This window comes from Parabacteroides massiliensis, assembly GCF_900155425.1.
Classification (GTDB): Bacteria; Bacteroidota; Bacteroidia; order Bacteroidales; family Tannerellaceae; genus Parabacteroides; species Parabacteroides massiliensis.
Window position 1 is genome coordinate 969,928 of sequence record NZ_LT700189.1, and the last position, 25,569, is coordinate 995,496.

The 25,569-nt window shown below is 48.9% G+C and carries 23 protein-coding genes and 2 tRNA genes; 10 read left to right on the top strand and 15 right to left on the bottom strand.

Going from position 1 to position 25,569, the window contains the following annotated elements:
- Positions 1–5: 5 nt before the first annotated feature.
- Complete coding sequence (gnd, locus tag BQ9893_RS04130; RefSeq protein ID WP_075964862.1) at positions 6–1,499, bottom strand: decarboxylating NADP(+)-dependent phosphogluconate dehydrogenase; 1,494 nt, start codon at positions 1,497–1,499, stop codon at positions 6–8.
- Between the two features lie 176 nt (positions 1,500–1,675).
- On the opposite strand from gnd, the gene BQ9893_RS04135 reads away from it, so the two are divergent.
- A complete protein-coding gene (locus tag BQ9893_RS04135) occupies positions 1,676–2,833 on the top strand; it encodes a glycerate kinase family protein (RefSeq protein ID WP_075964863.1) in 1,158 nt (385 codons plus the stop codon).
- Here BQ9893_RS04135 and BQ9893_RS04140 read toward each other — a convergent pair.
- From BQ9893_RS04140 to BQ9893_RS04165, 6 genes are all read right to left on the bottom strand, one after another.
- Positions 2,808–3,740, bottom strand: coding sequence for a glycosyltransferase family 2 protein (locus tag BQ9893_RS04140; RefSeq protein WP_075965400.1), 933 nt, complete (start codon positions 3,738–3,740; stop codon positions 2,808–2,810). The genes BQ9893_RS04135 and BQ9893_RS04140 overlap by 26 nt on opposite strands.
- Before the next feature lie 6 nt (positions 3,741–3,746).
- Positions 3,747–4,130, bottom strand: coding sequence for a GtrA family protein (locus BQ9893_RS04145; RefSeq protein ID WP_075964864.1), 384 nt, complete (start codon positions 4,128–4,130; stop codon positions 3,747–3,749).
- Positions 4,102–4,860 (bottom strand): hypothetical protein, encoded by a 759-nt coding sequence (locus BQ9893_RS04150; RefSeq protein ID WP_075964865.1) that lies wholly within the window; start codon positions 4,858–4,860, stop codon positions 4,102–4,104. The genes BQ9893_RS04145 and BQ9893_RS04150 overlap by 29 nt, the downstream gene beginning before the upstream one ends.
- Positions 4,861–5,025: 165 nt before the next feature.
- Positions 5,026–6,036, bottom strand: coding sequence for a nucleoside hydrolase (locus BQ9893_RS04155; RefSeq protein ID WP_075964866.1), 1,011 nt, complete (start codon positions 6,034–6,036; stop codon positions 5,026–5,028).
- Positions 6,037–6,123: 87 nt separating this feature from the next.
- Positions 6,124–7,839, bottom strand: a complete 1,716-nt coding sequence (locus BQ9893_RS04160) for an alginate export family protein (RefSeq protein ID WP_167369841.1) — start codon at positions 7,837–7,839, stop codon at positions 6,124–6,126.
- Positions 7,840–7,852: 13 nt separating this feature from the next.
- Complete coding sequence (locus tag BQ9893_RS04165; protein ID WP_208610793.1) at positions 7,853–8,836, bottom strand: SDR family NAD(P)-dependent oxidoreductase; 984 nt, start codon at positions 8,834–8,836, stop codon at positions 7,853–7,855.
- Positions 8,837–9,147: 311 nt separating this feature from the next.
- On the opposite strand from BQ9893_RS04165, the gene BQ9893_RS04170 reads away from it, so the two are divergent.
- The 3 genes from BQ9893_RS04170 to BQ9893_RS04180 are packed head-to-tail and all read left to right on the top strand — an operon-like array spanning position 9,148 to position 12,227.
- Positions 9,148–10,161, top strand: a complete 1,014-nt coding sequence (locus BQ9893_RS04170) for an alpha/beta hydrolase (protein ID WP_075965402.1) — start codon at positions 9,148–9,150, stop codon at positions 10,159–10,161.
- 6 nt (positions 10,162–10,167) lie between these two features.
- Complete coding sequence (locus tag BQ9893_RS04175) at positions 10,168–11,034, top strand: DUF3737 family protein (protein ID WP_075964868.1); 867 nt, start codon at positions 10,168–10,170, stop codon at positions 11,032–11,034.
- Positions 11,035–11,051: 17 nt separating this feature from the next.
- Entirely contained in the window at positions 11,052–12,227 is a 1,176-nt protein-coding gene (locus tag BQ9893_RS04180) for a MalY/PatB family protein (protein ID WP_075965403.1), read from the top strand.
- Positions 12,228–12,497: 270 nt separating this feature from the next.
- On the opposite strand, the gene BQ9893_RS04185 is transcribed toward BQ9893_RS04180, so the two are convergent.
- Positions 12,498–14,453 carry an alpha-L-arabinofuranosidase C-terminal domain-containing protein gene (locus BQ9893_RS04185; protein ID WP_075964869.1) on the bottom strand — a complete coding sequence of 652 codons (1,956 nt, stop codon included), beginning with the start codon at positions 14,451–14,453 and terminating at the stop codon, positions 12,498–12,500.
- 189 nt (positions 14,454–14,642) lie between these two features.
- On the opposite strand from BQ9893_RS04185, the gene BQ9893_RS04190 reads away from it, so the two are divergent.
- From BQ9893_RS04190 to rpiB, 6 genes are all read left to right on the top strand, one after another.
- Positions 14,643–15,722, top strand: a complete 1,080-nt coding sequence (locus BQ9893_RS04190) for an aldose epimerase family protein (protein ID WP_075964870.1) — start codon at positions 14,643–14,645, stop codon at positions 15,720–15,722.
- A 39-nt stretch (positions 15,723–15,761) separates the two neighbouring features.
- Entirely contained in the window at positions 15,762–17,018 is a 1,257-nt protein-coding gene (locus BQ9893_RS04195) for an MFS transporter (protein ID WP_075964871.1), read from the top strand.
- 95 nt (positions 17,019–17,113) lie between these two features.
- Positions 17,114–18,259, top strand: coding sequence for a galactokinase (gene galK, locus BQ9893_RS04200; RefSeq protein WP_075964872.1), 1,146 nt, complete (start codon positions 17,114–17,116; stop codon positions 18,257–18,259).
- Between the two features lie 27 nt (positions 18,260–18,286).
- Positions 18,287–18,979 carry an NUDIX hydrolase gene (locus BQ9893_RS04205; RefSeq protein WP_075964873.1) on the top strand — a complete coding sequence of 231 codons (693 nt, stop codon included), beginning with the start codon at positions 18,287–18,289 and terminating at the stop codon, positions 18,977–18,979.
- Between the two features lie 170 nt (positions 18,980–19,149).
- The gene (locus BQ9893_RS04215) at positions 19,150–21,177 is read left to right on the top strand and encodes a transketolase family protein (RefSeq protein ID WP_075964875.1); all 2,028 of its coding nucleotides are present in this window, start codon (positions 19,150–19,152) and stop codon (positions 21,175–21,177) included.
- Between the two features lie 95 nt (positions 21,178–21,272).
- On the top strand, positions 21,273–21,704 hold the full coding sequence (gene rpiB / locus BQ9893_RS04220) for a ribose 5-phosphate isomerase B (protein WP_075964876.1): 432 nt from the start codon (positions 21,273–21,275) through the stop codon (positions 21,702–21,704).
- A gap of 186 nt (positions 21,705–21,890) precedes the next feature.
- Here rpiB and BQ9893_RS04225 read toward each other — a convergent pair whose 3' ends face one another.
- The 7 genes from BQ9893_RS04225 to BQ9893_RS21185 form a co-directional block, all read right to left on the bottom strand.
- Entirely contained in the window at positions 21,891–22,790 is a 900-nt protein-coding gene (locus tag BQ9893_RS04225; RefSeq protein ID WP_075964877.1) for a helix-turn-helix domain-containing protein, read from the bottom strand.
- An 11-nt stretch (positions 22,791–22,801) separates the two neighbouring features.
- A complete protein-coding gene (locus BQ9893_RS21595; protein WP_167369842.1) occupies positions 22,802–22,942 on the bottom strand; it encodes a hypothetical protein in 141 nt (46 codons plus the stop codon).
- Between the two features lie 669 nt (positions 22,943–23,611).
- Entirely contained in the window at positions 23,612–23,956 is a 345-nt protein-coding gene (locus BQ9893_RS04230) for a HigA family addiction module antitoxin (RefSeq protein ID WP_075964878.1), read from the bottom strand.
- A gap of 10 nt (positions 23,957–23,966) precedes the next feature.
- Positions 23,967–24,284 carry a type II toxin-antitoxin system RelE/ParE family toxin gene (locus BQ9893_RS04235; RefSeq protein ID WP_075965404.1) on the bottom strand — a complete coding sequence of 106 codons (318 nt, stop codon included), beginning with the start codon at positions 24,282–24,284 and terminating at the stop codon, positions 23,967–23,969.
- 212 nt (positions 24,285–24,496) lie between these two features.
- A tRNA-Lys gene (locus tag BQ9893_RS04240) sits at positions 24,497–24,569 on the bottom strand.
- 26 nt (positions 24,570–24,595) lie between these two features.
- Positions 24,596–24,668 (bottom strand) — tRNA-Lys (locus BQ9893_RS04245).
- A 95-nt stretch (positions 24,669–24,763) separates the two neighbouring features.
- Positions 24,764–25,567, bottom strand: coding sequence for an MBL fold metallo-hydrolase (locus BQ9893_RS21185; RefSeq protein ID WP_087880657.1), 804 nt, complete (start codon positions 25,565–25,567; stop codon positions 24,764–24,766).
- Positions 25,568–25,569: the final 2 nt, after the last annotated feature.

Genomic DNA, 25,569 nt, shown 5'->3' on the forward strand with positions numbered 1-25,569 from the left:
GTAATTCAGACGTTATACGTTCCCGAAACCGTACGGCCACCTTCTCCTGTCCAGTCGGTGTGGAAGAAATGACCACGTTCGCGATCGACACGTTCGTAAGTATGAGCTCCGAAATAGTCGCGTTGCGCCTGAATCATATTAGCAGCCGAATGCAGCGTGCACAGCCCGTCGAAGTAACTTAATGCCGAACTCATGGCAGGCAGTGCAATCCCACTCAACGCTCCTTCGGCGACAATCCGGCGCCAAGCGGGAAGAGAAGCCTGTATCTTGTTACGGAAAAAGTCATCGAAGAGCAAGTTTTCCAAGTCCGGCTCCTTCCGGTATGCATCCGTGACCTTTTGCAAGAAGACGGAACGGATGATACACCCTTTACGCCAGATACGGGCAATCGTCCCGTAATCCAACTCCCACCCATAATGAACGGAAGCCCGGTGAAGCAAAGAGAATCCTTGTGCATAGGAAACCAGCTTGGCTGCGTATAGTGCCTGGCGGACGTCTTCAATAGACAATTGAGAATTGACAATTGACAAATTTTCTTTCTCTTCCAATTGTCCATTATCTACTTTCAATTGTCCATTGTAAAGTCTTGCCGCCTTTACTCGCTCGGGATATAAGGCCGAGAGCAGGCGGGCGTAGACAGCTTCCGTAATCAACGTCAGCGGATCGTTCTCGTCCATTGCCGCAATTGCGCTCCATTTACCGGTTCCTTTCTGTCCGGCGACATCCAATATCTTGTCGAGCAACGGTTTTCCGTCTTCATCACGGAAACGCAAGATACGGGCAGTTATCTCGATCAGGAAACTATCCAATTCCCCACCGTTCCATTCATCAAAAACAACGGCCATCGCATCGTTGTCCAATCCTTTCCGCCTCTTCAACAGCGAATAAGCTTCGGAAATAAGCTGCATATCGCCATATTCGATACCATTGTGCACCATTTTCACAAAATGGCCTGCTCCCCCCGTTCCGATCCATTCGCAGCAAGGCGAACCGTCGTCCAACTTGACGGAAATTCCCTGCAAGAAACCTTTCACCAGCGGCCAGGCATCCGCCGAACCTCCGGGCATCACGGACGGACCGTGCAAGGCTCCTTCCTCGCCACCCGAAATCCCGGTTCCGACAAAATAGATCCCTTTCTCCTCCAAATCCTTCACACGCCGTTCCGTGTCGTGAAAATCAGAATTGCCTCCGTCGATAATCACATCGCCCGGTGAAAGGAAAGGGAGCAATTGCGAGACCAGCTCGTCTACGGGACGCCCCGCCTTGACCATCATCATGATGACATGGGAACTTTTTACCGAACCGACCAATTGTCCGATCGAATGCGTTCCGATAAAATGCCTGCCTTTGCCCCGGCCACTGACAAAACGGTCCACGACACCCTCTTCTCCGGGTACGCTCCGGTTATATACAGCCACCGTGAAACCTTTACTTTCCATATTGAGCGCCAAGTTCTCGCCCATCACGGCAAGCCCGATCAATCCTATATCAGCTTTCATATCTCAGTTGTTTCATTTTATGTTGAAATCTATTTAAGGAACACTCTTTTTAACCTAATTGTTTCCAACAAATTTCTATTTATCATTCCGTTTTCTCTTCGACAGCCCGTTATTTTTCGCAAACTTTAGATACATTTGAACCCACAAATCACCTGAATCACCATAAGACGGATAACATGAATAAAGCAGTAATAGCCATCGACTCTTTTAAAGGCTGCCTGACCTCGAAAGAGGCCGGGAGTGCAGTAATGGAAGGAATCAAAACGATCTTTCCCGATTGTGAAACCTTGCTGTTTCCGATCGCCGACGGAGGCGAAGGAATGCTGGACGTACTCATCTCCGCAACAAAAGGAAAATACCGGACCCTGCCGGCACACGGTCCTTTGATGGAACCCATGCAGGGCCGGTACGGCATTTCGGGCGACGGGCAGACAGCCCTGATCGAGATGGCGGCCGTCAGCGGTTTGCCTTTGGTCCCCGAAGGGAAAAGGAATCCGATGCTGACAACTACTTACGGGACGGGAGAACTGATTTTCGACGCACTCGAACAAGGTTGCCGCCGCTTTATCGTGGGCATAGGCGGCAGTGCCACCAACGACGCAGGGTTAGGAGCGCTGCAAGCCTTAGGGTTCCGTTTCCTGGACAAACGGGGAAACCGGTTGGGGACAGGCGGCAAGATCATGTCGCAGGTAGCCTCCATCGACACATCTACCGTACATCCGGCATTAAAGGAGGCCCGCTTCACGATCGCCTGCGACGTGCGTAATCCCTTCTGCGGATCTGATGGAGCAGCTTATGTCTTCGCTCCGCAAAAGGGAGCCGATACCAGGATGGTCAAAGAGCTGGACGAGGGGATGCAGACGCTTTCACGGGTTATCCGGTCGGTTACCGGCAAAGACATTTCGGATATTCCCGGAGCCGGGGCAGCCGGAGGAATGGGCGGAGGTTTCCTGGCGTTCCTGAATGCCGAGTTGAAGCCGGGTATCCGCCTGATGCTGGACACGCTGGACTTCGGCAAGAAAATAAAGGGAGCCGACCTGATCTTTACCGGTGAAGGACGGGCCGATCGGCAGACAGCGATGGGAAAAGTGCCCTCCGGTATACTGGAAGAGGCCCGGAAACAGAATATTCCCGTCATCGTGCTTGCGGGAAGCATAGAAGATACGGACCAGATGAACCGGGCCGGCTTTCAGGGAATATTCTCGATCACACCCGGCCCCGTCACGATGGAGAAAGCGATGGAATCGGAGTTTGCCAAAGAAAACATCCGCAGGTTGGTGATTCAGATTTGTTCGGTAATCCGCCCGTTCAGAAATTCTTCTTCTCGTCGATGATATATTCCGGACGCGCTTTGATCTCGTCAAACAAGATGCCGACATACTGGCCTAACACACCGACCGTCAGCAATTGGACGCCACCAAAGAAAATGACGGAAGTCATGATGGAGGTCCAGCCTGTTTCAGCATTACTGAAGCCGTATATCTTGCCTAAGGTAAACCAGACGGCCAGTATGATGCCGACCAATACGGCAACGAACCCCAAGCTCGTCGCCAGGCGCAACGGCTTTTTGGAGAAATAAAGCATGGCGGTGGTGGCAAACTTCCACATCTTGCTGAACGGATATTTCGTCTCTCCGGCGATGCGTGCCTCCCGTTCGTAATAGAAAGGAACCTGTTTGAACCCGACCCAGCTGATCAGTCCGCGAATATATTTCCCTCGCTCCTGAAAACGGTCGAACTGGTCCATTACCTTCCGGTCTATCATACGGAAATCGCCTGTATCCAACGGGAAATTCACATCACTCATATAGTTCAGCATACGGTAAAAAGCCTTCGCCGTCACTTTCTTGAAAAGCCCTTCCCCTTCGCGGGACTTGCGGACGCAATAAACCACGTTCGCCTGCTCCTTTTCTTGCATTTCAAGGATGGAAGGGATAAGTTCGGGAGGGTCCTGCATATCGGCATCCAGTATGACAGCCAGATCGGCATCACAATTATTGATACCTGCCGTTACAGCTGGCTGATGTCCGAAGTTGCGGGAGAAATGGATCACCTTCACTTGCGGGTCGGAAGCCGCGATCTCGTCCAGCATCGGGCGCGTCCGGTCTCTGCTGCCGTCGTTGATATAGATGATTTCCGTTAGAACAGAGAGCTTCTGCAACGCCTCCCGTGTACGCCGGTATGATTCGGCAATGACCAACTCCTCGTTATAACAAGGGACTATGACCGCAAGTTTCTTCATCTGCATTTAAGCCTTAAAAGTATAGAATTTATTCATGATAAAATTAATCACCGTATAAAAAGCCATTGCTATCAATTGGTTATAATACGAGTCGATCGACAGGTATGGATTCAGGACATACACCAAAAGCCCCAACTGCAACAGATAGCACACTCCGAACACGACACCGAAACGGACGGCACTGCCGATCCATCCGGCCGAGCTCCGGAATGTCCATTGCTTATTCCATATAAAACTATTCAACACGCCTGCAGCATAACCGACCACATTCGAAACGACATCCGAACATCCGAACAGCTTCATCATGATCCAGATGACAACGGCGGTTATCACCGTATTACTCACTCCCACTATACCATATTTAATGGCTTGCTTGACTGTTTCCTCCATTCTTTCTTATAATCTCATCCACTTCCTCGGCCGACAGCTCCTTCACGTTCGTAATCGTGAAGACCTGCGAAAGAAAATCTCCATATTGGTTACATTCGTTGATCACCCTGTCCAGCGTCAGCTTGATATCGGCCCGGACCGGGATCAGGAAAACCAGTTCCATATGTTTTTCCCCTATTGTCAACCGCTCGATTTCGCAATCCGCTTTTTCAAGGAAATAGGGGAATTCTCGTTCGATCACTTTCTTCTGATACTCCAGAAACGGTTTCAGTTCATTCGCCAGGATCAGCACATAAAAGCGCAACTTTTCCCCTTTTCCTCCCAAACCGGTAGAGATATAAATCTGCTTCTCGTCCGACAGTTCGGATTCCAGAGCGATACGGCTTTCCATCAAAGCCATATAAGCCCAATCCGCCACATCCGGGTCCGGAGCTTGAGCATATTCTTCCAGTATCCGGTATGCTTTTACCTGCCGCGAAGTAGCGAGCATAGACAATACAAACTTCTTATGTTCCGCTGTCGATTCGGGATCGTCCAGGCTATTCTCGAAAATCGAAAAATCCATTTCCGAAACATCCGGCTTATCCGGATCTTTCCTGATCTTTTCCGAATATTTAAAATACTCCATCTGCCGTTCTACGGGTACACGCTGTTCTAATATATGGAAATGTCCGTCAATCTTACTAAAAGAGTCCCGGAACTTCTTGAAAATATCATTATCCTCTTTCATAAAGCCTGCTTTTTAGTTCTGTACATATCCAATAAAACAAGAAACCAAGACAAATGTAAGGCTTTTTTCGCGATAAATAACTTATAGCAGGGATAAAATTACGCTCCGGCATCAACAAGGGGAAGCCCAAGCCGACCGGAAACAGGACAAACATTCCGGCATTCACTATTTTGAAACCGGCCGATGCATCATATAATTTTCAATCAGAACAGCCATCTCCGCCGCCGGCACTTTCTCGACCAGACGAAGATCCCGGCCTTTTTCGTCAGGTGTCCAGCTATTGGCACCTTCATCATTCACGACACGGAATGTCCCGCGCACTACATTATAATAAGGCTCATATCCTTTGACCGCCACCAGCACAGCCGTCAGGTCCCAACTCATCCGGCCGTCCGGATCGCCTTCGGCAAAGCAGAGCGAATAGGCATCTTTCACCGGGCTGTTCTCCACGTCCGCCTGTACCAGCTTTTTCCCCGTAAAGATCACATTTCCGATTTCAAAACCGCTGAATATGATTTCCGTCGGCCATTGCTCCGCCACCACACGGGATGCCGGCGTATCGCAATAGACATTAAATTCTTTCCCTTCGGGGAACAAGCCGGCCATCGAAACCAACCGTTTCACCTTCTTTGCGACCAATTCACGGCCGGAAAGCGGGCTGAACTCGTCACCACCGGAAAGCAAAAGATCCTTCAGGTTGGTGAAAAAACCGATCGTACAGACCACGACGCTGCTATCCGGCTGTGCACTCAAAATCCGTCGATAGACCTTCACGGCATCCGGCGCATCCGAGGTTTTTGCCGTTTTATGCGGATAACGGGCCGGAAGCTCTTCGGTCCATTTCGTCTTATGCCAAGTCGTCAGCGAAACGCCTCCCTCGCTTTTCGGGGCGCCGACCGGGATGTCAGGCCGGTTGAAATAGGTGTTCAACACTTCTATGCAAGGAACGACATGCTCGTCTTTATTAGACGAAACCGTCGCCAAGACATTCACTTGCCCGCTATCTGCCAAGGCATGCATCAGAGCCATCGCACCGACATCGTCATAGTCCGGCCCTAAATCCGTATCCAATATCAGGTTGACAGGCCGCGCGATTGCTTTTTCCGGAACTGTAGGTTTTCCGGAACAGGCCGCCAGCAAAACAGCCAAACAGGTAAAAAGAATCGATTTTTTCATATTATTAAATTCACATAAAATTCTATATTCCGCAAATATATGCAAAAAACGCGATTTACGGACAAGCGGATAAGTTTGTGAAACAGATCACAAAGAATACCGGACAAAAGCCATCAGGCTAAACCAGTTTTTAAAATCTCCGGGAATCGTTTTCTTGACCGCGCTTCCGGGGACAGTAAACGCCGTATTCAAGTGGAAATACCATTGACGCGAATAAAAATACTTGACCGTAAGATTCAATTCCGTTCCGTAATACCGGCCTTTCATAACCGACAACCCGGGATTGCCACCCAGGTTATTGCTCTGCGGAGCCATAAAAGACCAAAGCTGGGTGACTGTCTGCAGCTTGGATACGGGCGAATAGACCAATTGCAGCAAGTGCGACATTTCATTGGAGTTCTGTACGATCTTATACATATTCGACCCCTGCACCCACTGTTCGCCGGTTCCACCCGTATACAACGCATCCCAACGCTCATAGGCCTTTGTTTTAGGATTATCTCCGGAAAAATATGCAAACCGGTAACTCAACGCCGGCCTACCGGGGCTATCGGCAAAACTCCAACCGGCCTGAGCATACCAGGCATACGCCCTCATTTTATAACGGCTATTGGTCTGATACCCACCTTCGGTCTTATAAAACCATCCGGGGCGACCTGCCGGTTGATTGCCATAGAGGCGCAAATTATAGACCCACAAACCTTTCCGATTCAAAACCGTCCCGTCAGGCAAGTAATATTTGACCTCCGAACGCGGCGAATGCAGTAGGCTGGCGCCCAGTTGGAACCGGTCGTTACGGTTTATTTCAAAATTGACGCCGTTCAGTATCGTATGGCTATAGAATATAGGCAATTCGTTCGGGCGCAACTGAAAAGCTTGGAAATTCACCCTGTCCCAACGCAAAGAGGCCAAAAACAACCTTCTGGCCGCCCAACGCGGGTTGATCTGCAGGCCGGCGCGTTCCTGTCCGTTCATAGAGGTATTGATGATCAGCCAGCCGTTACCCAATACAAACTGTTTCCTTCCGTAAAGCACGCTATAGGCATACTCGTGATCTTCCGCCAACCGTTTTCCTCCGATAAATCCGGCAAAAGCATCTTCCACCTCACCATGAAACCGCGACTTATCGGTAAACAGTTCCCGCCCGGCACTGAAAGACAGAATATAACCGGCACCTCCGTACAGATGAAAATTCCATTTCGGCACGATCCGGACGATTCCATATATTCCTCCCATGGCAAACCCTTCCAACCAGGCCGTGTAGCCTTTTCCGGCCGGATTCTCGGCCAACGGATTACCGTCAAGCAAAGGAGCCGGCCGTGCGAACCAGGCATTATTGTTGCTATAAGCCATTTCGGAGGCCGACATTTTGAAGGTCAGCAGCGAATGCGGGCCGGAATAGATTACCGGAAAAGCTTTTATATCCTCAAACAGATTTGCCTGCCGGGAAGTCGTTTCGTCCTCCCCGGACAGGCGGACCGACACTTGCAGGTCATAACTGCCGTCTCCCTGCGGAACGAGATGATAGGAGGCCTCTTCCACAAACGGCAGATTTTTGATTTGCGACATATAATAGGTCACCTGAAATTCGTTGAAATGAGTATACGGGTACACTTGGAAAGCCTCCTCCACCAATTGCTTCTGCCGGACCGCCTTCAACGAGTCCGCGGGCTGATGACCGTATGCGAACAGCACGGATTGTATGCGTTCTCCTTCATAGACAGATTGAGCATTATTACTCTGGGCAGACATCCGGAATACCCCGAATAAGAATGCGAATAAAAACAAAACAAACAACTTCATGCGTCCCGAATAATTAATAGTCCGTCCAACCGCCATCTGTAGCGATAATAGATCCCGTAATCGCAGATGCTTCGTCCGAAATCAGATACAACATGGTCGAGGCTTGTTCCCAGGGAAAAGAACCGCGATGCTCGGAGTCGCAATATTTCAGGAGGCTCATGGTTTTTATTTTCCCCATGCCGAAGCCGACACCCGCTTTTTGCCGGGCCGCCACAAATTCTTCCGCCCGTTCCACCATAGGAGTCCTTGTTTCCGCCATATTGACGGAGTTGATACGGATCCCGTAAGGGGCATAGTCGATTGCTGCATTGCGCACAAGTCCGTTCACGGCATGTTTGCTGGCTACATAGGCCGGATTGCCTGACAGGCCGGTCATTCCGGCGATGGACCCGACAACAACGATTGCGCCTCCGTTACCCTGTTCGATCATCCGATTGAGCACTGCACGCATCGACTTGAACGTCCCCGCCGCATTGGTGGCAAAGACCTTATCCCAGTATTCATCGGTGGCTTGCGTGATGACATTGGGCATCAATTTGCGTTGCGCCTCATCATATTCAAAAGGAGTCCCGGAAAACACACCGTCCATCACCCCTGCATTCAAGCAGGCATAATCCAATTTGCCGTAAGCTTTGACCGTCTCGTCCACGGCCTTTCGGCAATCCTCGTCCTTTTGAATATTGCCATAAACAAACAGCACATTCAACCCCAGGCGGCTCAACGAATCGGCTACGTGCCTCCCGTCTTCTTCGAGCCAGTCCATGATGACGACATCCGCCCCTTCCTTGGCGGCCCGTATAGCCGTCCATTTGCCGATGCCGCGGGCCCCACCGGTGATCAAAATCGATTTTCCCTGGAACCGTTCCGGAATAAAATAGTTTTCGGACAACCGGTTCACATTATGTTTCCGGGGCATATCCACCTCTTTTTTATCCTGCTGCGCCGAAAGCAAGGTGACACTCAGCGCCATGATGGCGAAAAAAAATAACTTTCTCATAACTTCTCTGCTTTAATATTATCATTTACATAAACACAATCCGGCAGAGAAAGGTTTGACCTGCCGCAGCGGGAAGACAGCCTCGATCCTGACGACACAAACGGGAGCACACCGGCCTATATCGGCAAAAACAGTAATACGGGGCATAATATCGGTAATTTATCTACAAAGAGAATAAGAATTCATGCCGACCTTTGCAGAGAGTTCAATAAGTACCAGTCTAATTCATATAAAAACATCAAGTAATGAGAAAAATAATCATATCAGCATTGCTGGCAGCCGGAGTCACGGCAGTTATTGCCGGAAACAGGATGATTGAAAAAGAGAGAGTTCAAACAGATAAAAAGAATATAGAAATGGAAGATTTAACATTGACGACAGAATGGGATAAGATTTTCCCGAAAAGTGATAAAGTGAATCACAGCAAGGTGACGTTTCGCAACCGCTACGGCATCACGCTTGCCGCCGACCTGTACACACCGAAGAATGCGGAGGGGAAAATGGCGGCCATCGCGGTTTCCGGTCCTTTCGGAGCCGTGAAGGAGCAGGCGTCGGGCCTCTATGCACAGACAATGGCCGAACGCGGTTTCCTGACCATCGCCTTCGATCCCTCGTACACCGGTGAGAGCGGCGGGACACCTCGCTACGTGGCCTCTCCCGACATCAACACCGAGGATTTTTGCGCAGCCGTGGATTTCCTTTCTATCCGCGATGACGTGGATCCCGAACGCATCGGCATCATCGGTATTTGCGGCTGGGGCGGCATGGCGATCAACGCTGCCGCTATCGACACCCGCATCAAGGCCACGGTCGCTTCCACGATGTACGACATGAGCCGGGTAAGCGCAAACGGCTATTTCGATTCCATGAACGCCGACCAGCGCCATGAACTTCGCCGCCAGCTCAACGAACAACGTACGGCAGACGCGAAGAACGGATCGTACGCGCTCGCCGGCGGAGTGGTCGACCCTCTGCCCGACGATGCTCCCTGGTTCGTAAAGGACTATCACAACTATTACAAAACCAGCCGCGGCTATCACAAGCGGTCGCTCAACTCCAACGGAGGATGGAACAAGACATCGGCCCTTTCGTTCATCAACATGCCTCTGCTCTCCTACAGCGACGAAATCCGCAGTGCCGTGCTCATGATACACGGCGAGAAAGCGCACTCCCGCTATTTCAGCGAAGACGCGTTCAAGAAACTGACGGGTGACAACAAAGAGTTGATGATCATCCCCGGTGCCAGCCATGTCGACCTATACGACAACCTGTCGGTCATCCCGTTCGACAAAATCGACCGTTTTTTCCATGAATACTTGAAATAATAAAATATGCAACAGATCAAACATACCGAATTCGGTGGCGAACGTCCTTTGTTCGCCACACATGACCTCCAGTTGAACGACGTAACGATCCACGCCGGAGAGTCCGCACTGAAAGAGTGTACCAACATCATAGCTGTCGATTGCCGTTTCGAAGGGAAATACCCGTTTTGGCACGTAGACGGTTTCGCAGTCAGGAACTGCCTCTTTACCGAAGGGGCACGGGCAGCGCTGTGGTATTCGAAAAACCTCGTGATGACCGATACAAGGGTGGAAGCCCCGAAGATGTTCCGCGAGATGGACGGCATCCGGTTGGAGAACGTCCAGATCCCCAACGCGCAGGAAACTCTCTGGCACTGCAGCAATGTGGAACTCAAGAACGTGCAGGTCGACAATGCCGACTACCTCTTCATGCACAGCGAGAACATCCGCATCGAGGATTATTCGCAGAACGGCAATTACTCGTTCCAATACTGCAAGAACGTTGAAATACGGAACGCTGTCATCCATTCGAAAGACGCTTTCTGGAACACCGAGAACGTGACTGTCTACAACACCGAACTCGACGGCGAATACCTGGGCTGGCACTCCAAGAACCTGCGCCTGGTGAATTGCAAGATTTCGGGCACGCAACCGCTTTGCTACGCCACCAACCTGGTGATGGAAAACTGCGTGATGGCCGACGACTGCGACCTTGCCTTCGAATGCAGCTCCGTCCAAGCCACCATCAACGGCCCGATACGCAGCGTGAAAAACCCGCGCACCGGGAGCATTACGGCCGAAAGCTACGGCGAGATCATCCTCGACAAGAACATCAAGGCTCCCGCCGACTGCAAACTGAAGTTGCGGGACGAACATTCCGACTTTTCCGCTTGAGAGATATGAAGAACGACATGAAATACGATTTTGACGAGATAATTCCGCGCCGCGGCACGAACTCCTATAAATGGGACAGTGCCGCCAATGCCGACGTATTGCCGATGTGGGTAGCCGATATGGATTTCCATACGGCTCCCGCCATCGTCAAGGCCTTGCAGCGACGTGTTTCGCACGGTATTTTCGGCTATACCCGCGTGCCGGACTCCTATTACAAGGCCGTGACGGACTGGTTCGGACGCCGGCATGGCTGGACGATACAAAAAGACTGGATCATCTACACGTCGGGCGTCGTGCCGGCCATCTCGGCCATCATCAAGGCTTTGGCCGAACCAGGCGACCATGTGCTGGTCCAGACACCCGTCTACAACTGTTTCTTCTCGTCCATCCGCAACAACGGCTGCCAATGCGTCAGCAATCCGCTGATCCGCACCGGCGATTCATTCATCATCGACTATGAAGACCTGGAGAGGAAAGCGGCTGATCCGAAGGCTAAAATCCTGCTGTTGTGCAATCCCCACAATCCGGCGGGAAGGGTATGGACACGCGACGAGCTGTTGCGGATCGGGAACATCTGCCTTCGCAACGGCGTAACGGTGGTCTCGGACGAAATCCACTGCGAACTGACATATCCGGGACACGACTACACGCCGTTCGCCTCCCTGTCGGAACAATTCCTGCTAAATTCCGTCACTTGCCTGTCTCCCAGCAAAGCGTTCAACATAGCCGGACTACAGATAGCCAACATCGTTTCGGCGAGCGAAAGCATGCGCCGGAAAATCGACAAGGCGATTAACATCAACGAAGTGTGCGATGTCAACCCCTTCGGCGTCGAAGCCACGATAGCTGCCTACAACGAAGGAGAGGATTGGCTGGATGCGCTCACGGCATACCTGGAATCGAACTACCTGTTCATGAAGGAATTTTGCCGGAACCACTTGCCGGATTTCCCGATAGCGACGCTGGAAGGCACTTACCTGGTTTGGATGGACTGCTCGACACTCCACATCGCGTCGGAAAAGCTGGAACATCTGTTAGTGGAACAAGCCGGACTGTGGCTGAACGCCGGAACCATGTACGGCGCGGAAGGGGAAGGTTTCATGCGCTGGAACATCGCCTGTCCCCGTTCCACCTTGATAAAAGGGTTGGAACGGTTCAGGGATTTCATCCGAAACAGACCGGACAAAGGGTGATTGCCGGGTGAGCCGGAAGGCTTTCTTGATACAAAAAATGACAATATCCCCCTCTTTTTCCCGCAATACTATTATACAACTGATTATTACCGTATTGCAGAAACGGCTGTTTCTTAAAAAATATTACCCCTACGGGTAATTTCAAAAATATGGGGTATAAAATCAAAATAAATGCCTTACTGTTTCGATTTAGACCAACAGGTATCGGGCGGTATATTACAATAAGGACGAAAATTACAACAAGGTATCGGAAAGTGTACCGGACAAGGTTCACAGTTTGATCCGGTAGACGGAGAAGCTGAGCGGCTTCAAAGTCACTTCCGCTTGCGGGACCTCCAGCTCGATATCGGAAACGACCGGGACTACCGCCGAAGGGCGGCACAACGTGTTTTTGGCTTCCAGGTCGGAGGAATGGAGCAACGTGAGCGTCCCTTTATGTTTACCGGCCGGAAGGCCGTTCAAGTCCAACTTGACCCGTTTGTCGCGGATTCCGGTATTGGCGACTTTGATGATCAGTTCGCCCGAATGCTTGTCGACCGCCGCTGTGGCATACAAATCCTGCTGCCCGGTGACCGCTTCGCCTTGCATGGTCAGCGGAACGACGTTCGTACCGGCATTATGGCCATATAGCTGCTGCACATAATAGTTAGGAGTCTTCACAAGCGAAAGGTTGTCGAACCAGATCAGGTCCGGGCGCCATTGCCAAGCATCCACATGGGCGAAAAGCGGAGCGTACGTGCATAAGTGCACCACATCCGCATTACGCTCGAAACCGGTCATAAAAGCTGCTTCGCACAAAGCGGCCAGAAAACTGTTCTCGCGGTTGGCAGGATGGCAGGCATATTCGCCGGCAAACACTTTCGGCCCTTGGCGGTCATACGAATCATAGCGTTTGGCCCCGTTCAGAAACCATTCGGGAGAGCGGTAGAAATGTTCGTCCACCAGATCCACATTCAGACGCTTCATCTCCGGCCAGAGGTAATCGAAATCCGCCCCCTCCGATTGCGGGCCGGAGCTGCCGATGATCTTTATCTCCGGATATTTGGCACGAATCGCTTTGACAAACAGTTCGAGGCGTTCGGGATAAAGCGGTCCCCACTGTTCGTTGCCGATGGCAATGAGTTTCAGGTTGAAAGGAGCCGGATGTCCCATATCGGCACGTATCTTTCCCCATTTGCCGGTCACCGGGCCGTTGGCAAACTCGATCAGGTCGAGGGCGTCGTCTATATAAGGTTGCAGTTCGTCTACCGGACAATTTTCGTTCGGGTCCTGGTTCTCATACTGGCAGGAAAGGCCGCAGTTCAACACGGGAAGCGGTTCCGCCCCGATATCTTCGCTCAACTGGAAATATTCGAAAAAGCCCAGGCCGTAGGACTGATAATAATCCGGAAATTTCTTATGCGGGAACGTATAGTTCCAACGATTGATGTTGACCGGACGGTTCTCGACCGGCCCGATCGTGTTTTTCCACTGGTAGCGGGTAGCCTTGTTCGTTCCCTCCACGATGCAACCGCCGGGAAAACGGAAGACGCCCGGCTTCAGGTCTTTCAATGCCTGCGCCAAATCGGCACGCATACCGTTCGGACGGTTGTTGAACGTCTTTTGAGGGAACAACGAAATGTGTTCGAGGTCGACAGTCCCTTTCGTCGCCATCGTGATACGCAGGCGGGAACGGGCCTCGGTCGCTCCCGGGGTCAGGACAACCGTGTATTTCTTCCATTCCTTGCCGCTCACCTCGATCTCTTTTTGCTCGTACAGGTCGTTCCGGCTGTCCACCAGGTTTATACGCAGCTTGACCGGCGCATCGCCGGACCGGGTGCGGGCATATAAAGAGAAGTCGTACTTCTCCCCTTCCTTGATGCCGATCCCATTGAAACCTTCATTGTCGAGGCCGGTTCCGGTCAGCTCCTTTTCATAAGAAAGGCGGACATAATGCGGATTACGGTCGAAACAGGGCTTCTGGGTCTGCACACTGACATTCCCGAAGGGCGTCCAGCCTCCGAACGGATTTTCAAACTCGAAAGAACGGTTCTTGACAAGTTCGGCATACAGGCCGCCATCGGCCCCGAAATTGATATCTTCAAAAAAGATCCCGTACATGGTCGACTGGATAGGCGCACCTGTTTTCTGCACATCTATCTTAAATTCATTACTTTGTGCCATTAAACCGACAACACCCATGCTAAACAGACACAGGGTAATGGCTTTTTTCATACTTTTTGTCATAGGTATGTGTTTTTCCGTGAATACAAAGATTATTTAGTTACAAATGTACACTAACAATTCCGATTGAAAGAAGACGAATCGCCCGTTTTAGCAGACAAAAAGCCGTTTTATGCTATAAAACATCTTTAAAGTAGCGCATGAATACAAAGAAGAGAGTAATTTTACACACAATTTTGAAACTATATTTACATGAAGAACGAAAGCACGCTGTCTGGCTTGACTGTAGCTAATTTCAGCAAGCAAATAGACGGCAAGGAGACGACGTTGTGCATCCTTACAAATAATAAAGGCGCAGAACTTACCATTACCAACTACGGTGCAAAGATTGTATCGCTTATGGTACCGGATCGGTCCGGAAAGTTAACCGATGTAGTGACAGGACACAATTCTATAGACGAATACCTGGTTTCCGAAGAACCTTATTTCGGAGCTATCTGCGGCCGATACGGCAACCGTATCGCGGGCGGGAAATTCACATTAGACGGTGTCGTGTACGACAAGTTGGCTATCAACAACGGGCCGAACAGCCTGCACGGTGGTTTGAAAGGCTTCAATTCCGTTGTCTGGGACCTGAACAAGATCGACGGCCAGACGGTAGAGTTGAAATACACGTCTGCCGACGGCGAAGAAGGTTTCCCCGGAAAACTGGATACGACAGTGACCTACCATCTGTCTGACGACAACGAAGTCGTAATCACGTACCACGCCGTGACGGACAAACCGACCGTACTGAACCTGACCAACCACTCCTACTTCAACCTCTCCGGCCAGGGCGATCCTTCCGTATATGATCACATACTGACAATCAATGCGGATTACTATCTGCCGACCGACGAGACATCCATCCCTTACGGCCCGAAGGAAAAAGTGGAAGGAACCCCGATGGACTTCCGCACTCCGCACGAAGTGGGCGAACGTATCGATGAAGATTTCGAAGCGCTGAATTTCGGAAAAGGATATGACCATACATATATATTAAATAAAAAAGAAGAAAACGAGCTGTCGCTCTGTGCCCGTTGCGTATCGCCCAAAACCGGCATCGTAATGGAATGCTACACCACGCAGCCGGGCGTACAATTATATACGGGTAACTGGATGACCGGCAATTTCGTCGGAAAGAACGGGAAACGCTATCCGGCACGCGCCGCCCTCTGCCTGGAAACACAGCACTATCCCGACAGTCCGAACAAACCGGAATATCCGTCTACCGTCCTGCGTCCGGGCGAAACGTTCCTGAGCAAGACGATTTACAAATTCTCTGCCGAATAACAAATAACAAATTAATAATAACAAAAAAAACATCAATCAATGACTCAACAAAAAAAACAATGGAGTGCCATCATCATCATGATTGCACTTTTTGCAATGATCGCATTCGTGACAAATCTTTGTTCACCAATGGCTATTATCGTAAAGAATGACTTCGGAGCAAGCAATGTCCTTGCCCAAATCGGGAACTATGGTAACTTCATCGCCTATCTGGTAATGGGAATCCCGGCCGGTATGTTAATTGCCAAATACGGCTACAAGAAAACAGCTCTTATCGGCCTGGTTATCGGTATCGTCGGTATTTTAATCCAATGGCTCAGCGGCCACGTAGGCAAGGAAAGCGCTTTCTTGGTTTACCTGATCGGAGCGTTTACCTGCGGTTTCACTATGTGTATTTTGAACTGCGTTGTCAACCCGATGCTGAACTTGCTGGGTGGCGGCGGAAACAAAGGTAACCAGCTGATCCAGCTCGGAGGTGTGTTCAACAGTACTGCAGCCGTTGTTTGTTACATCCTGATGGGTGCTCTTATCGGGGATGCAGCCAAAGCTCATATCGCTGACGCTACTCCTGCCCTGATGATCGCTTTGGCTATCTTCGTCGTTGCATTCGTAGTGATCATGTTCACTAAAATCGAAGAACCAGAACAGGCTCCGGTCGACACAAGCTTGATCAAAGGCGCCTTGAGCCACCGTCACTTTGCTTTGGGAGCATTGGCTATCTTCCTGTACATGAGCGTCGAAGTAGGAACACCGACCTACATCCTGCAATATCTGACATCCAAAGGCATACCGGCCAGCACCGTCGGTCTTATCGTAGCCGTTTACTGGCTGATGATGCTTATCGGACGTTTCGTGGGAGCAAGTATCGGTGCTAAAATTTCCAGCCGCGCGATGATCACGACTGTCGCAAGCGCCACGTTGCTGTTAGTGGGCTTCGGAATGTTTTCACCTGAAACAAGCACGGTTGAAGTTCCCGGTATAGACTGGGCTTCATTAAGTGTCATCTGGCAGGAAGTGCCCGTCGGTATTCTGGCATTCCTTCTCGTAGGTCTCTGCACCAGCGTAATGTGGGGCGGTATCTTCAACATGGCTGTCGAAGGATTAGGCAAATACACGGCTATTGCCAGTGGTATCTTTATGACAATGGTGTTCGGTTGCGCCGTAATGGTTGCTATCCAGGGTTGGGTTGCCGATATGACCGACTACATGACCAGCTACTGGGTTGTGCTTTTCAGTGCTGCCTACATTTTATTCTATGCTGCCATCGGTTCCAAACCGGCGAAAAAATCAGAATAAGACTACAATATATATGCCAATTCATGAAATTATCCGGTTACAAACAAAAGCCGGATAATTTCTTTATTTATAACAACATCTAAAAAATTAAAGTCATGCAACAAAAGATCAGAAATAAATTTCAGGAGTTATTCTCTACAGAAGGTAGCGTATACGCATCTCCGGGCCGTGTTAACCTGATTGGCGAACATACCGACTATAACGGCGGTTTCGTGTTTCCGGGTGCTATCGACAAAGGTATGATTGCCGAAATCAAACCGAACGGCACGGGCAAAGTCCGCGCTTTCTCCGTTGACCTGAACGACTATGCCGAATTCGGCCTGAACGAAGAAGACGCTCCAAAAGCAAGCTGGGCAAGATATATTTTCGGCGTTTGCCGCGAAACCATCAAACGAGGCGGGCAGATCCAAGGATTCGACACCGTGTTTGCAGGCGACGTTCCTCTGGGCGCAGGCATGTCCTCTTCCGCTGCATTGGAAAGCACCTATGCGTTTGCCTTGAACGACTTGTTCACGCTGAACATCGATAAATTCGAATTGGCTAAGATCGGCCAGTCTACGGAACATAACTATTGCGGCGTAAACTGCGGTATCATGGACCAGTTCGCTTCCGTATTCGGAAAAAAAGGCAGCTTGATCCGCTTGGATTGCCGCTCGCTCGAATATAAATATTTCCCGTTCCACCCGGTCGGCTACAAATTGGTGTTGCTGGACTCTGTCGTTAAGCACGAACTGGCCTCTTCGGCCTACAACAAACGTCGTCAGTCTTGCGAAAACGCAGCCGCTGCAATCCGCCGCAATCATCCGGAAGTAGAATTCCTGCGCGATGCGACAATGGATATGCTGAACGAAGTGAAAGGCGACATCAGCGCTGAAGATTATATGCGTGCCGAATATGTGATCGAAGAAGTACAGCGCGTGCTCGATGTTTGCGACGCTCTGGAAAAAGACGACTACGAAACCGTTGGCAAGAAGATGTACGAAACACACCACGGCATGAGCAAATTGTATGAAGTCAGCTGCGAAGAACTGGACTTCCTCAACGAGGTTGCCAAGAAATGCGGTGTAACGGGCTCACGCGTGATGGGCGGCGGTTTCGGCGGTTGCACAATCAACCTGGTGAAAGAAGAAAAATATGATGCATTCGTAAAAGAAGCATTCGAATCTTACACGGCCAAATTCGGTCACGAACCTAAGTTATATAATGTAGTGATCAGCGACGGTGCACGCAAACTTGCATAATAAATAAATTGTAATTCCATAAAAATCATGACAACCGCTTTTTATCAGAATGAAACCAAATTTTACGTTGCCGTAGATTGCATCATACTCGGATTCGACCAAAAAGAGCTCAATGTATTACTCTATAAACGTAAATTTGAACCTATGATGGGGCAATGGTCGCTGATGGGCGGTTTTATCAAAGCGGGTGAAAGTATCGAGGAAGCCGCATCACGCGTGCTGACCGATTGTACCGGCATCGATAATCTTTTTATGGAACAGGTAGGTGCTTACGGAGATGTTACCCGCGACCTCGGAGAACGGGTCATCTCCGTAGCATACTATTCACTCGTCAATATGAACGACTTCAGTGCCGAGACACTGGAGGAACACAAGGCGGTCTGGATCAAAATCAGCGAAATCCCGCAACTTATTTTCGACCATAACCAAATGATCACCGACACATTGGCCCGCCTGCGCAAAAAAGCAGCTACCCGCCCGGTCGGATTCAATCTGCTTCCCGAAAAATTCACGTTACCACAACTACAAAACCTGTATGAAGCCATCTACCAGACCCAACTGGACAAACGCAACTTCCGTAAAAAACTGAATGCAATGGACATTCTGGAGAAGTTGGATGAGAAAGACAAAAAAAGTTCCAAAAGAGGGGCTTTCTATTATATGTTCAACAAAGAAAAATACGACCATCTGCTGGAACAAGGATTCTATTTCTCCTTATAGGAAAGGGTTTCAGTATCGGCCGGACCACGAAAATCATCCGCCGTATCTTGCTCTCTATGAGAAATATCGGGGATCAGGCAACTTTACCGAAAATGAATTGTTTCAAGGATAGGATGGTCATTACGAAGAGATTGTATATCTTTGCAAAAAAATAAAAATAATTCATCACAATGAACGATATTAATTTAATGAACAAAGCAGCGGATAACATCCGTATTCTGGCTGCGTCAATGGTAGAAAAAGCAAAATCCGGTCACCCCGGTGGTGCAATGGGTGGTGCAGACTTTGTGAACGTTCTGTTTTCAGAGTTCCTCGTGTATGATCCAAAAAATCCTACATGGGAAGGCAGAGACCGCTACTTCCAAGACCCGGGACACATGTCTCCGATGCTTTATTCAGTACTCGCCCTCACAGGTAAATTCACGATCGACGAACTGAAAGAGTTCCGCCAGTGGGGTAGCGTGACTCCGGGCCATCCCGAAGTCAACGTGATGCGTGGTATAGAAAACACATCCGGCCCGCTGGGACAAGGCCACACTTACGCCGTAGGTGCCGCTATCGCAGCCAAGTTCCTGAAAGCACGCCTGGGTGACGTTATGAATCAGACGATATACACATATATTTCCGACGGTGGCATCCAGGAAGAAATTTCCCAAGGAGCCGGACGTATCGCCGGTACGCTGGGACTGGACAACCTGATCATGTTCTACGATGCCAACAACATCCAGCTTTCCACGACCGTAGACGAAGTGACTACAGAAAATGTAGCCATGAAATACGAAGCATGGGGTTGGAAAGTCATCACGATCAACGGAAACGACGTGACGGAAATACGCCGGGCATTGACAGAAGCGAAAGCCGAAACATCCCGTCCTACCCTGATCATCGGTAACACGATCATGGGTAAAGGCGCCGTGGGTGCAGACAAGAGCAGCTACGAGAACAAGGTGTCCACACACGGACAACCCCTTTCGGCAGCCGGCGTCTCCATGGCAGACACCATCTTGAACTTAGGCGGAAACCCGGACGATCCGTTCCAGATATTTCCCGAAGTTGCAGAACTGTATGCCAAACGTGCCAAAGAACTGGAGGCAATCGTTGCGGAACGCTATGCAGCCAAAGCAGAATGGGCGAAAGCCAATTCGGAACTGGCAGCCAAGATGGAACTGTGGTTTTCAGGCAAAGCGCCTGTCATCGACTGGAAGGCTATCGAACAGAAACCGAACCTGGCGACCCGCGCCGCTTCGGCAACCGTCTTAGGCGTGCTGGCAACCCAGGTGGAAAACATGATCGTTTCTTCAGCCGACCTTTCCAACTCAGACAAGACAGATGGCTTCCTGAAGAAAACACATGCATTCGTGAAAGGCGATTTCAGCGGAGCATTCCTTCAGGCCGGTGTAGCCGAACTGACGATGGCCTGCATATGTATCGGTATGTCGCTCCACGGAGGTGTAATCGTGGCTTGCGGCACGTTCTTCGTATTCTCCGACTACATGAAACCGGCTATCCGAATGGCTGCCCTGATGGAACAACCGGTTAAGTTCGTCTGGTCTCATGATGCCTTCCGCGTAGGTGAAGACGGACCGACACACGAACCGGTCGAGCAGGAAGCACAGATCCGCCTGATGGAAAAACTGAAGAACCACAAGGGACACAACTCCATGTTGGTACTTCGCCCGGCAGACGTGACCGAGACGACAATCGCCTGGAAGATGGCAATGGAAAACACAGCCACTCCGACAGCTTTGATCCTTTCCCGTCAGAACATCACGGACCTGCCCGCAAAAGGGAACCGTTACGACGAGGCTTTGCAGGCCGAAAAGGGTGCTTATATCGTAGAAAGTGACGAAAACCCGGATGTAATCATGGTTGCTTCCGGTTCGGAAGTCTCCACATTGGAAGAAGGGGCAGCATTGCTTCGTGCCGACGGAATCAAGATCCGCATCGTATCTGTCCCGTCTGAAGGTTTATTCCGCAGCCAAAGCAAAGAATACCAGGAATCCGTCATTCCGACAGGAAGCAAGGTATTCGGGCTTACAGCCGGCCTGCCGGTCAACCTGGAAGGACTGGTCGGGGCCAACGGCAAGGTTTGGGGACTCGAATCATTCGGTTTCTCCGCTCCATACAAGGTTTTGGACGAAAAGCTCGGTTTCACGGGACAGAACGTATACAATCAGGTAAAAGAATTATTGAACTAATTTTCTGATTTATGATTTATAATTTATGATTTATGAAGAGTTAGTAAATCATAAATTATAAATCATAAATCTCCAAACTCCTCTAACAGATAAAGATGAAAACATTAGGTTTATGCAGTGACCACGCTGGATACGAACTGAAAGAATTCGTAAAACAAATACTCGACTCGAAAGGATTAGCCTATAAGGATTTCGGAACCAATTCGACAGCAAGTTGCGACTATCCCGACTACGCCCATCCGCTTGCCCAAGCTGTAGAAGCCGGCGAAGTATATCCCGGAATAGCCATTTGCGGATCCGGCAACGGAATTGCCATGACACTCAATAAACATCAAGGAATACGGGCCGCCCTGTGCTGGCAGGAAGAGATAGCTCGTCTCGCACGCGAACACAACGATGCCAACATTCTTGTAATGCCCGGCAGATTTATCAGTCAAGAGGAAGCTACCCGCACGCTCGAAGCCTTCCTGAACACCGCCTTCGAAGGTGGCCGGCATCAGCGCAGGATAGACAAAATCCCTTTGTGATATCATTATTATCTGTCACGAAGGTGTGTCAAAACTATCTTGTTCCCGCGCTTGACGCGGGATCGCATGAAAACTGACCGTATAAATATCTGATTGATAAGGCCTGTTCTTTTGCGGCTCCGCGTCAAGCGCGTGGACAAGTATATTTTGACACACCTTCGTTTTTAGCTCTGCAAGCATCAGTTATTAGTTCTGCGAGCACCGGTATTCATTTGGAGCGAGACCGGTTATCTTTTTAAATATCAAACTGAAATATTGCACGCTCGGATAGCCCAGCCGGCAAGCAATAGCGGAAGGCGCACTGTCCGTTTTCAGCAAGAGATTCTTGGCGATATACAATCGTTTAAGTTGGAAATATTCGGTAAGCGTCTTGCCCGTTTCAAAGATCAACAGATCATTGAAATAAGCGACAGACAAGTTCAGAATTCCTGCGCAATAGGCATCGGTGGGCAGTTGGCCGTCCTGCAACTTACCGGAGGCGATATATTCGTCGAGAATCTTATCCATCTTCTCCAGAATCGCCTTGTTTTTGTTTTCACGGGTAATGAACTGTCGCTCGTAATAGCGCGTACAGTAATCCAGCAACAACTCGATATGGCGGGACAGGATGGTACTGCTATGGGCGTCGATGGCATGATGGAGTTCGTCTTCGATATTTTCGAGACAACAGGTCACTTTCGCCGTTTCCCGTTGCGAAAGATGCAATGCCTCTTCCTTACGGTAGGAAAAGAACGTATAATTCTCGATATGGTTTTTCAACGAGGTGCGGAACAACAAATCGGGATGGAATGCCAAAAGATAGCCTTTGTCGGGAAGCGTATTGTTTTCGCTCATACCGAAAACCTCGCCGGGAGTAAGAAACACCATCGTTGCATTAGAATAATCGTAATATTTGCGCCCGCAACAATCGCATTCGTTTTCACAGTCTTCAATCAACAGGATAGCATAAAATTCGAACCTTACAGCATCCTGTTCCAAATTCGGATTCTCCAGATTGATAATACTTACCTGCGGATGCAACGTCTCGCACCCCAAACACCGATTGCATTCGCATACGGTCTTAATATCCAACGTTTTTTCTTTCATCGTCCAAAAAATCACTCATCTGTTGTTTTATGCCGATATTCATCCGGCCGCCTATTGTCCAAATCAACCATACTGACCAGCGGACTCAGCGTTTCAAGGCCACACAATTTGCGATACAGGTTCGCACGATCCCAATTGATTATCTTATCCATAAACGCAAACATTTAACTTACCGAGTCAAACAATGAATATCCATCTATCATTTACAACATTCTGGCAACAAAAGTAAAAGATAACGCTGACTTCTCCTTTACCCCAATTACGGATTACATAACCATTGTTACTGATTTTATCTTGTAAAAAGCGGTTCCTGACTATCGGCACAAGCTTCTCTTTCTCTATCCTTTTCCGGACCAGCAGAAATTTTCGCTACCCCCTCTTTCTGTTGTTACCTCCGGAGAGGATATGACCGATGTAGCCGGTAGTTCGTCCGGAGCCTCCCCGTTCGCATAAAGCAACTGATACGGAACACGCCGGAAACTAATTCAAAGCTCATAGTAAACTAATTCAAAACATACCACAGACTATTTATATGTAGTACTACCTATCGCGAATACGTAGTTACTACCAACCGTCCATATGTAGTACTACATACGGGCAATAAGTAGTACTACCAATAAATACTTTACTATATGTTCCCATTTAGTTCTTCGGGTGCTTTGACTTAGTTTGTGGCATGAAACGGATTAGTTTGCCTCCACGACGGGTTTACATTCCAATATCACCGACAAGTTGCTTCCGGCTGTTTATGCGTACCCCCCAATAAATATCGGGTGAGCCCAGATATACATAATTACCTATTCTTAATTCTCTAACATCAATCATAATAACGCTGCAATCTTACGCACCTTATTAATTTTCTCCATAAACCTGTTGTCTTTTTTTGCCATTTGTAAATTGTAAGATGTTTGCATATTAAGCAAAGGTTCCGCATCTAAATCTAACGCGGCTTCTATGAGCATAGCATACTCTGTATTTAATGAACGCTTTGCATTCAGAATTTCATTTAATACGGTATAAGACACCCCCATCTCTTTAGCAAGTTTCTTTTGAGAAATACCCCTAAATTCAATTTCATCTTTTAACACTTCTCCCGGATGTGTCGGTTCAAAAGGAATCAAGTTATTAGCTATCATTTTAGGGTCTACGCCATCTATTTTAATCATAACTTTCTATTTATTTATAATGGTTAGACAATTCAATTATATTACAAATGGTAGTCATTACTTCACCTTGCACCTCTGCGATTGTAAATTCAATACGATATTGATTATTTACACTAACAGAGCAAAAGTCTTTTTTATCCCCTGATAATTTTTCAAAACTCAGTCCATTGTATTTACAAAGTGAAGTTATATCAGGGACACCGATCATTATATCTATACAACGTTTATATCTACGTACTATATCAAGTTGAAAACGATGCTTTTTATCATTCGCCTTTCCAAACTCATACAGTTCTTTCAAATACTCTTTATCAAACGTTACTACCATCTCATTTGTTTCTTTGACGTAAAGATAGCATTTTAATCTTATATATTCGCATATTTGCGAATCATTTTCAGCATAATTTTTGCCCTTCGTATTTGGGTCAATATTCCGGTTTTCGGACTGATCCCAATTTTCCTTAACAATAGGGTATATAAACAAAAACAGCACTTCACAGAATCAACTGTAAAATGCTGTTTATTAACTTGTTGCTTTTGTGACCTGGGAGGGGCTCGAACCCTCGACCCAATGATTAAGAGTCATTTGCTCTACCAACTGAGCTACCAAGTCGATGTTTGTCGGTTTTGTTTGTAAAGTGACCTGGGAGGGGCTCGAACCCTCGACCCAATGATTAAGAGTCATTTGCTCTACCAACTGAGCTACCAAGTCATTTTATAAGCTATCGTTGTTTCTCGATTGCGGGTGCAAAGATAGGTGTTTAATTTTTCTTTGCAAACTTTTCCTGCAATTTTTTACTGAAAATTTTACTCGAATTCAAAAACTTCAGACGGTGTAGTCCGCTTCAGCGCATGCAGGGAGACATCCTTTCCTACCCGTACTCCCTCTTGGAACAGGCGGAAATCGACAGTCTTATAGGCAAGTTCGGGATGATTATTGTCACGGCTCAAATGGCACAACCAGATATCTTTCAGTTTGGGATCATAATGGGTAGCGAGGAATTCGGCAGCTTCGCGGTTACTCAAATGTCCGGTCGGGCTGGCTACGCGTTCTTTCAGGAAAGCAGGATACGTACCGAACTGCAACATCTCCTCGTCATAGTTGGCTTCTATGATCAGGTGGTTCGCCATGCTCATATATTTGCTTACTGTTTCGGTTATATGACCGACATCCGTTGCCAGCGTGAACTTATGGTTGCCGTATTCGATATAATAGCCAACATTGTCGGTACTGTCATGCGGCACTTCGAAAGCGGTAATGCGGAAATCGCGGATCATAAAAGGCACTTCCTTTTCGATCACCTTACGCGAATTGACAAGCGTTTCCTCCACGTAGCGGCTCTTGCTGATCCCTCGGTGGACGGCTTCCGTCGTATAAACCGGTATACAGAGTTTTTCTCCCAAAAAACCTACGGTCTTGATATGATCGGCATGATCATGCGTGATCAGGACTGCAACAATTTTGGAGAAATCGATCGCTTTATCCTTCAACACCTTCTTTATGGTACGAATACCGATACCTGCATCAATCAACACGCCGAATTCGGGTGTTCCCAGATAATAGCAGTTTCCACTGCTGCCACTTGCTAAACTCAGAAATGATAGTTTCATTT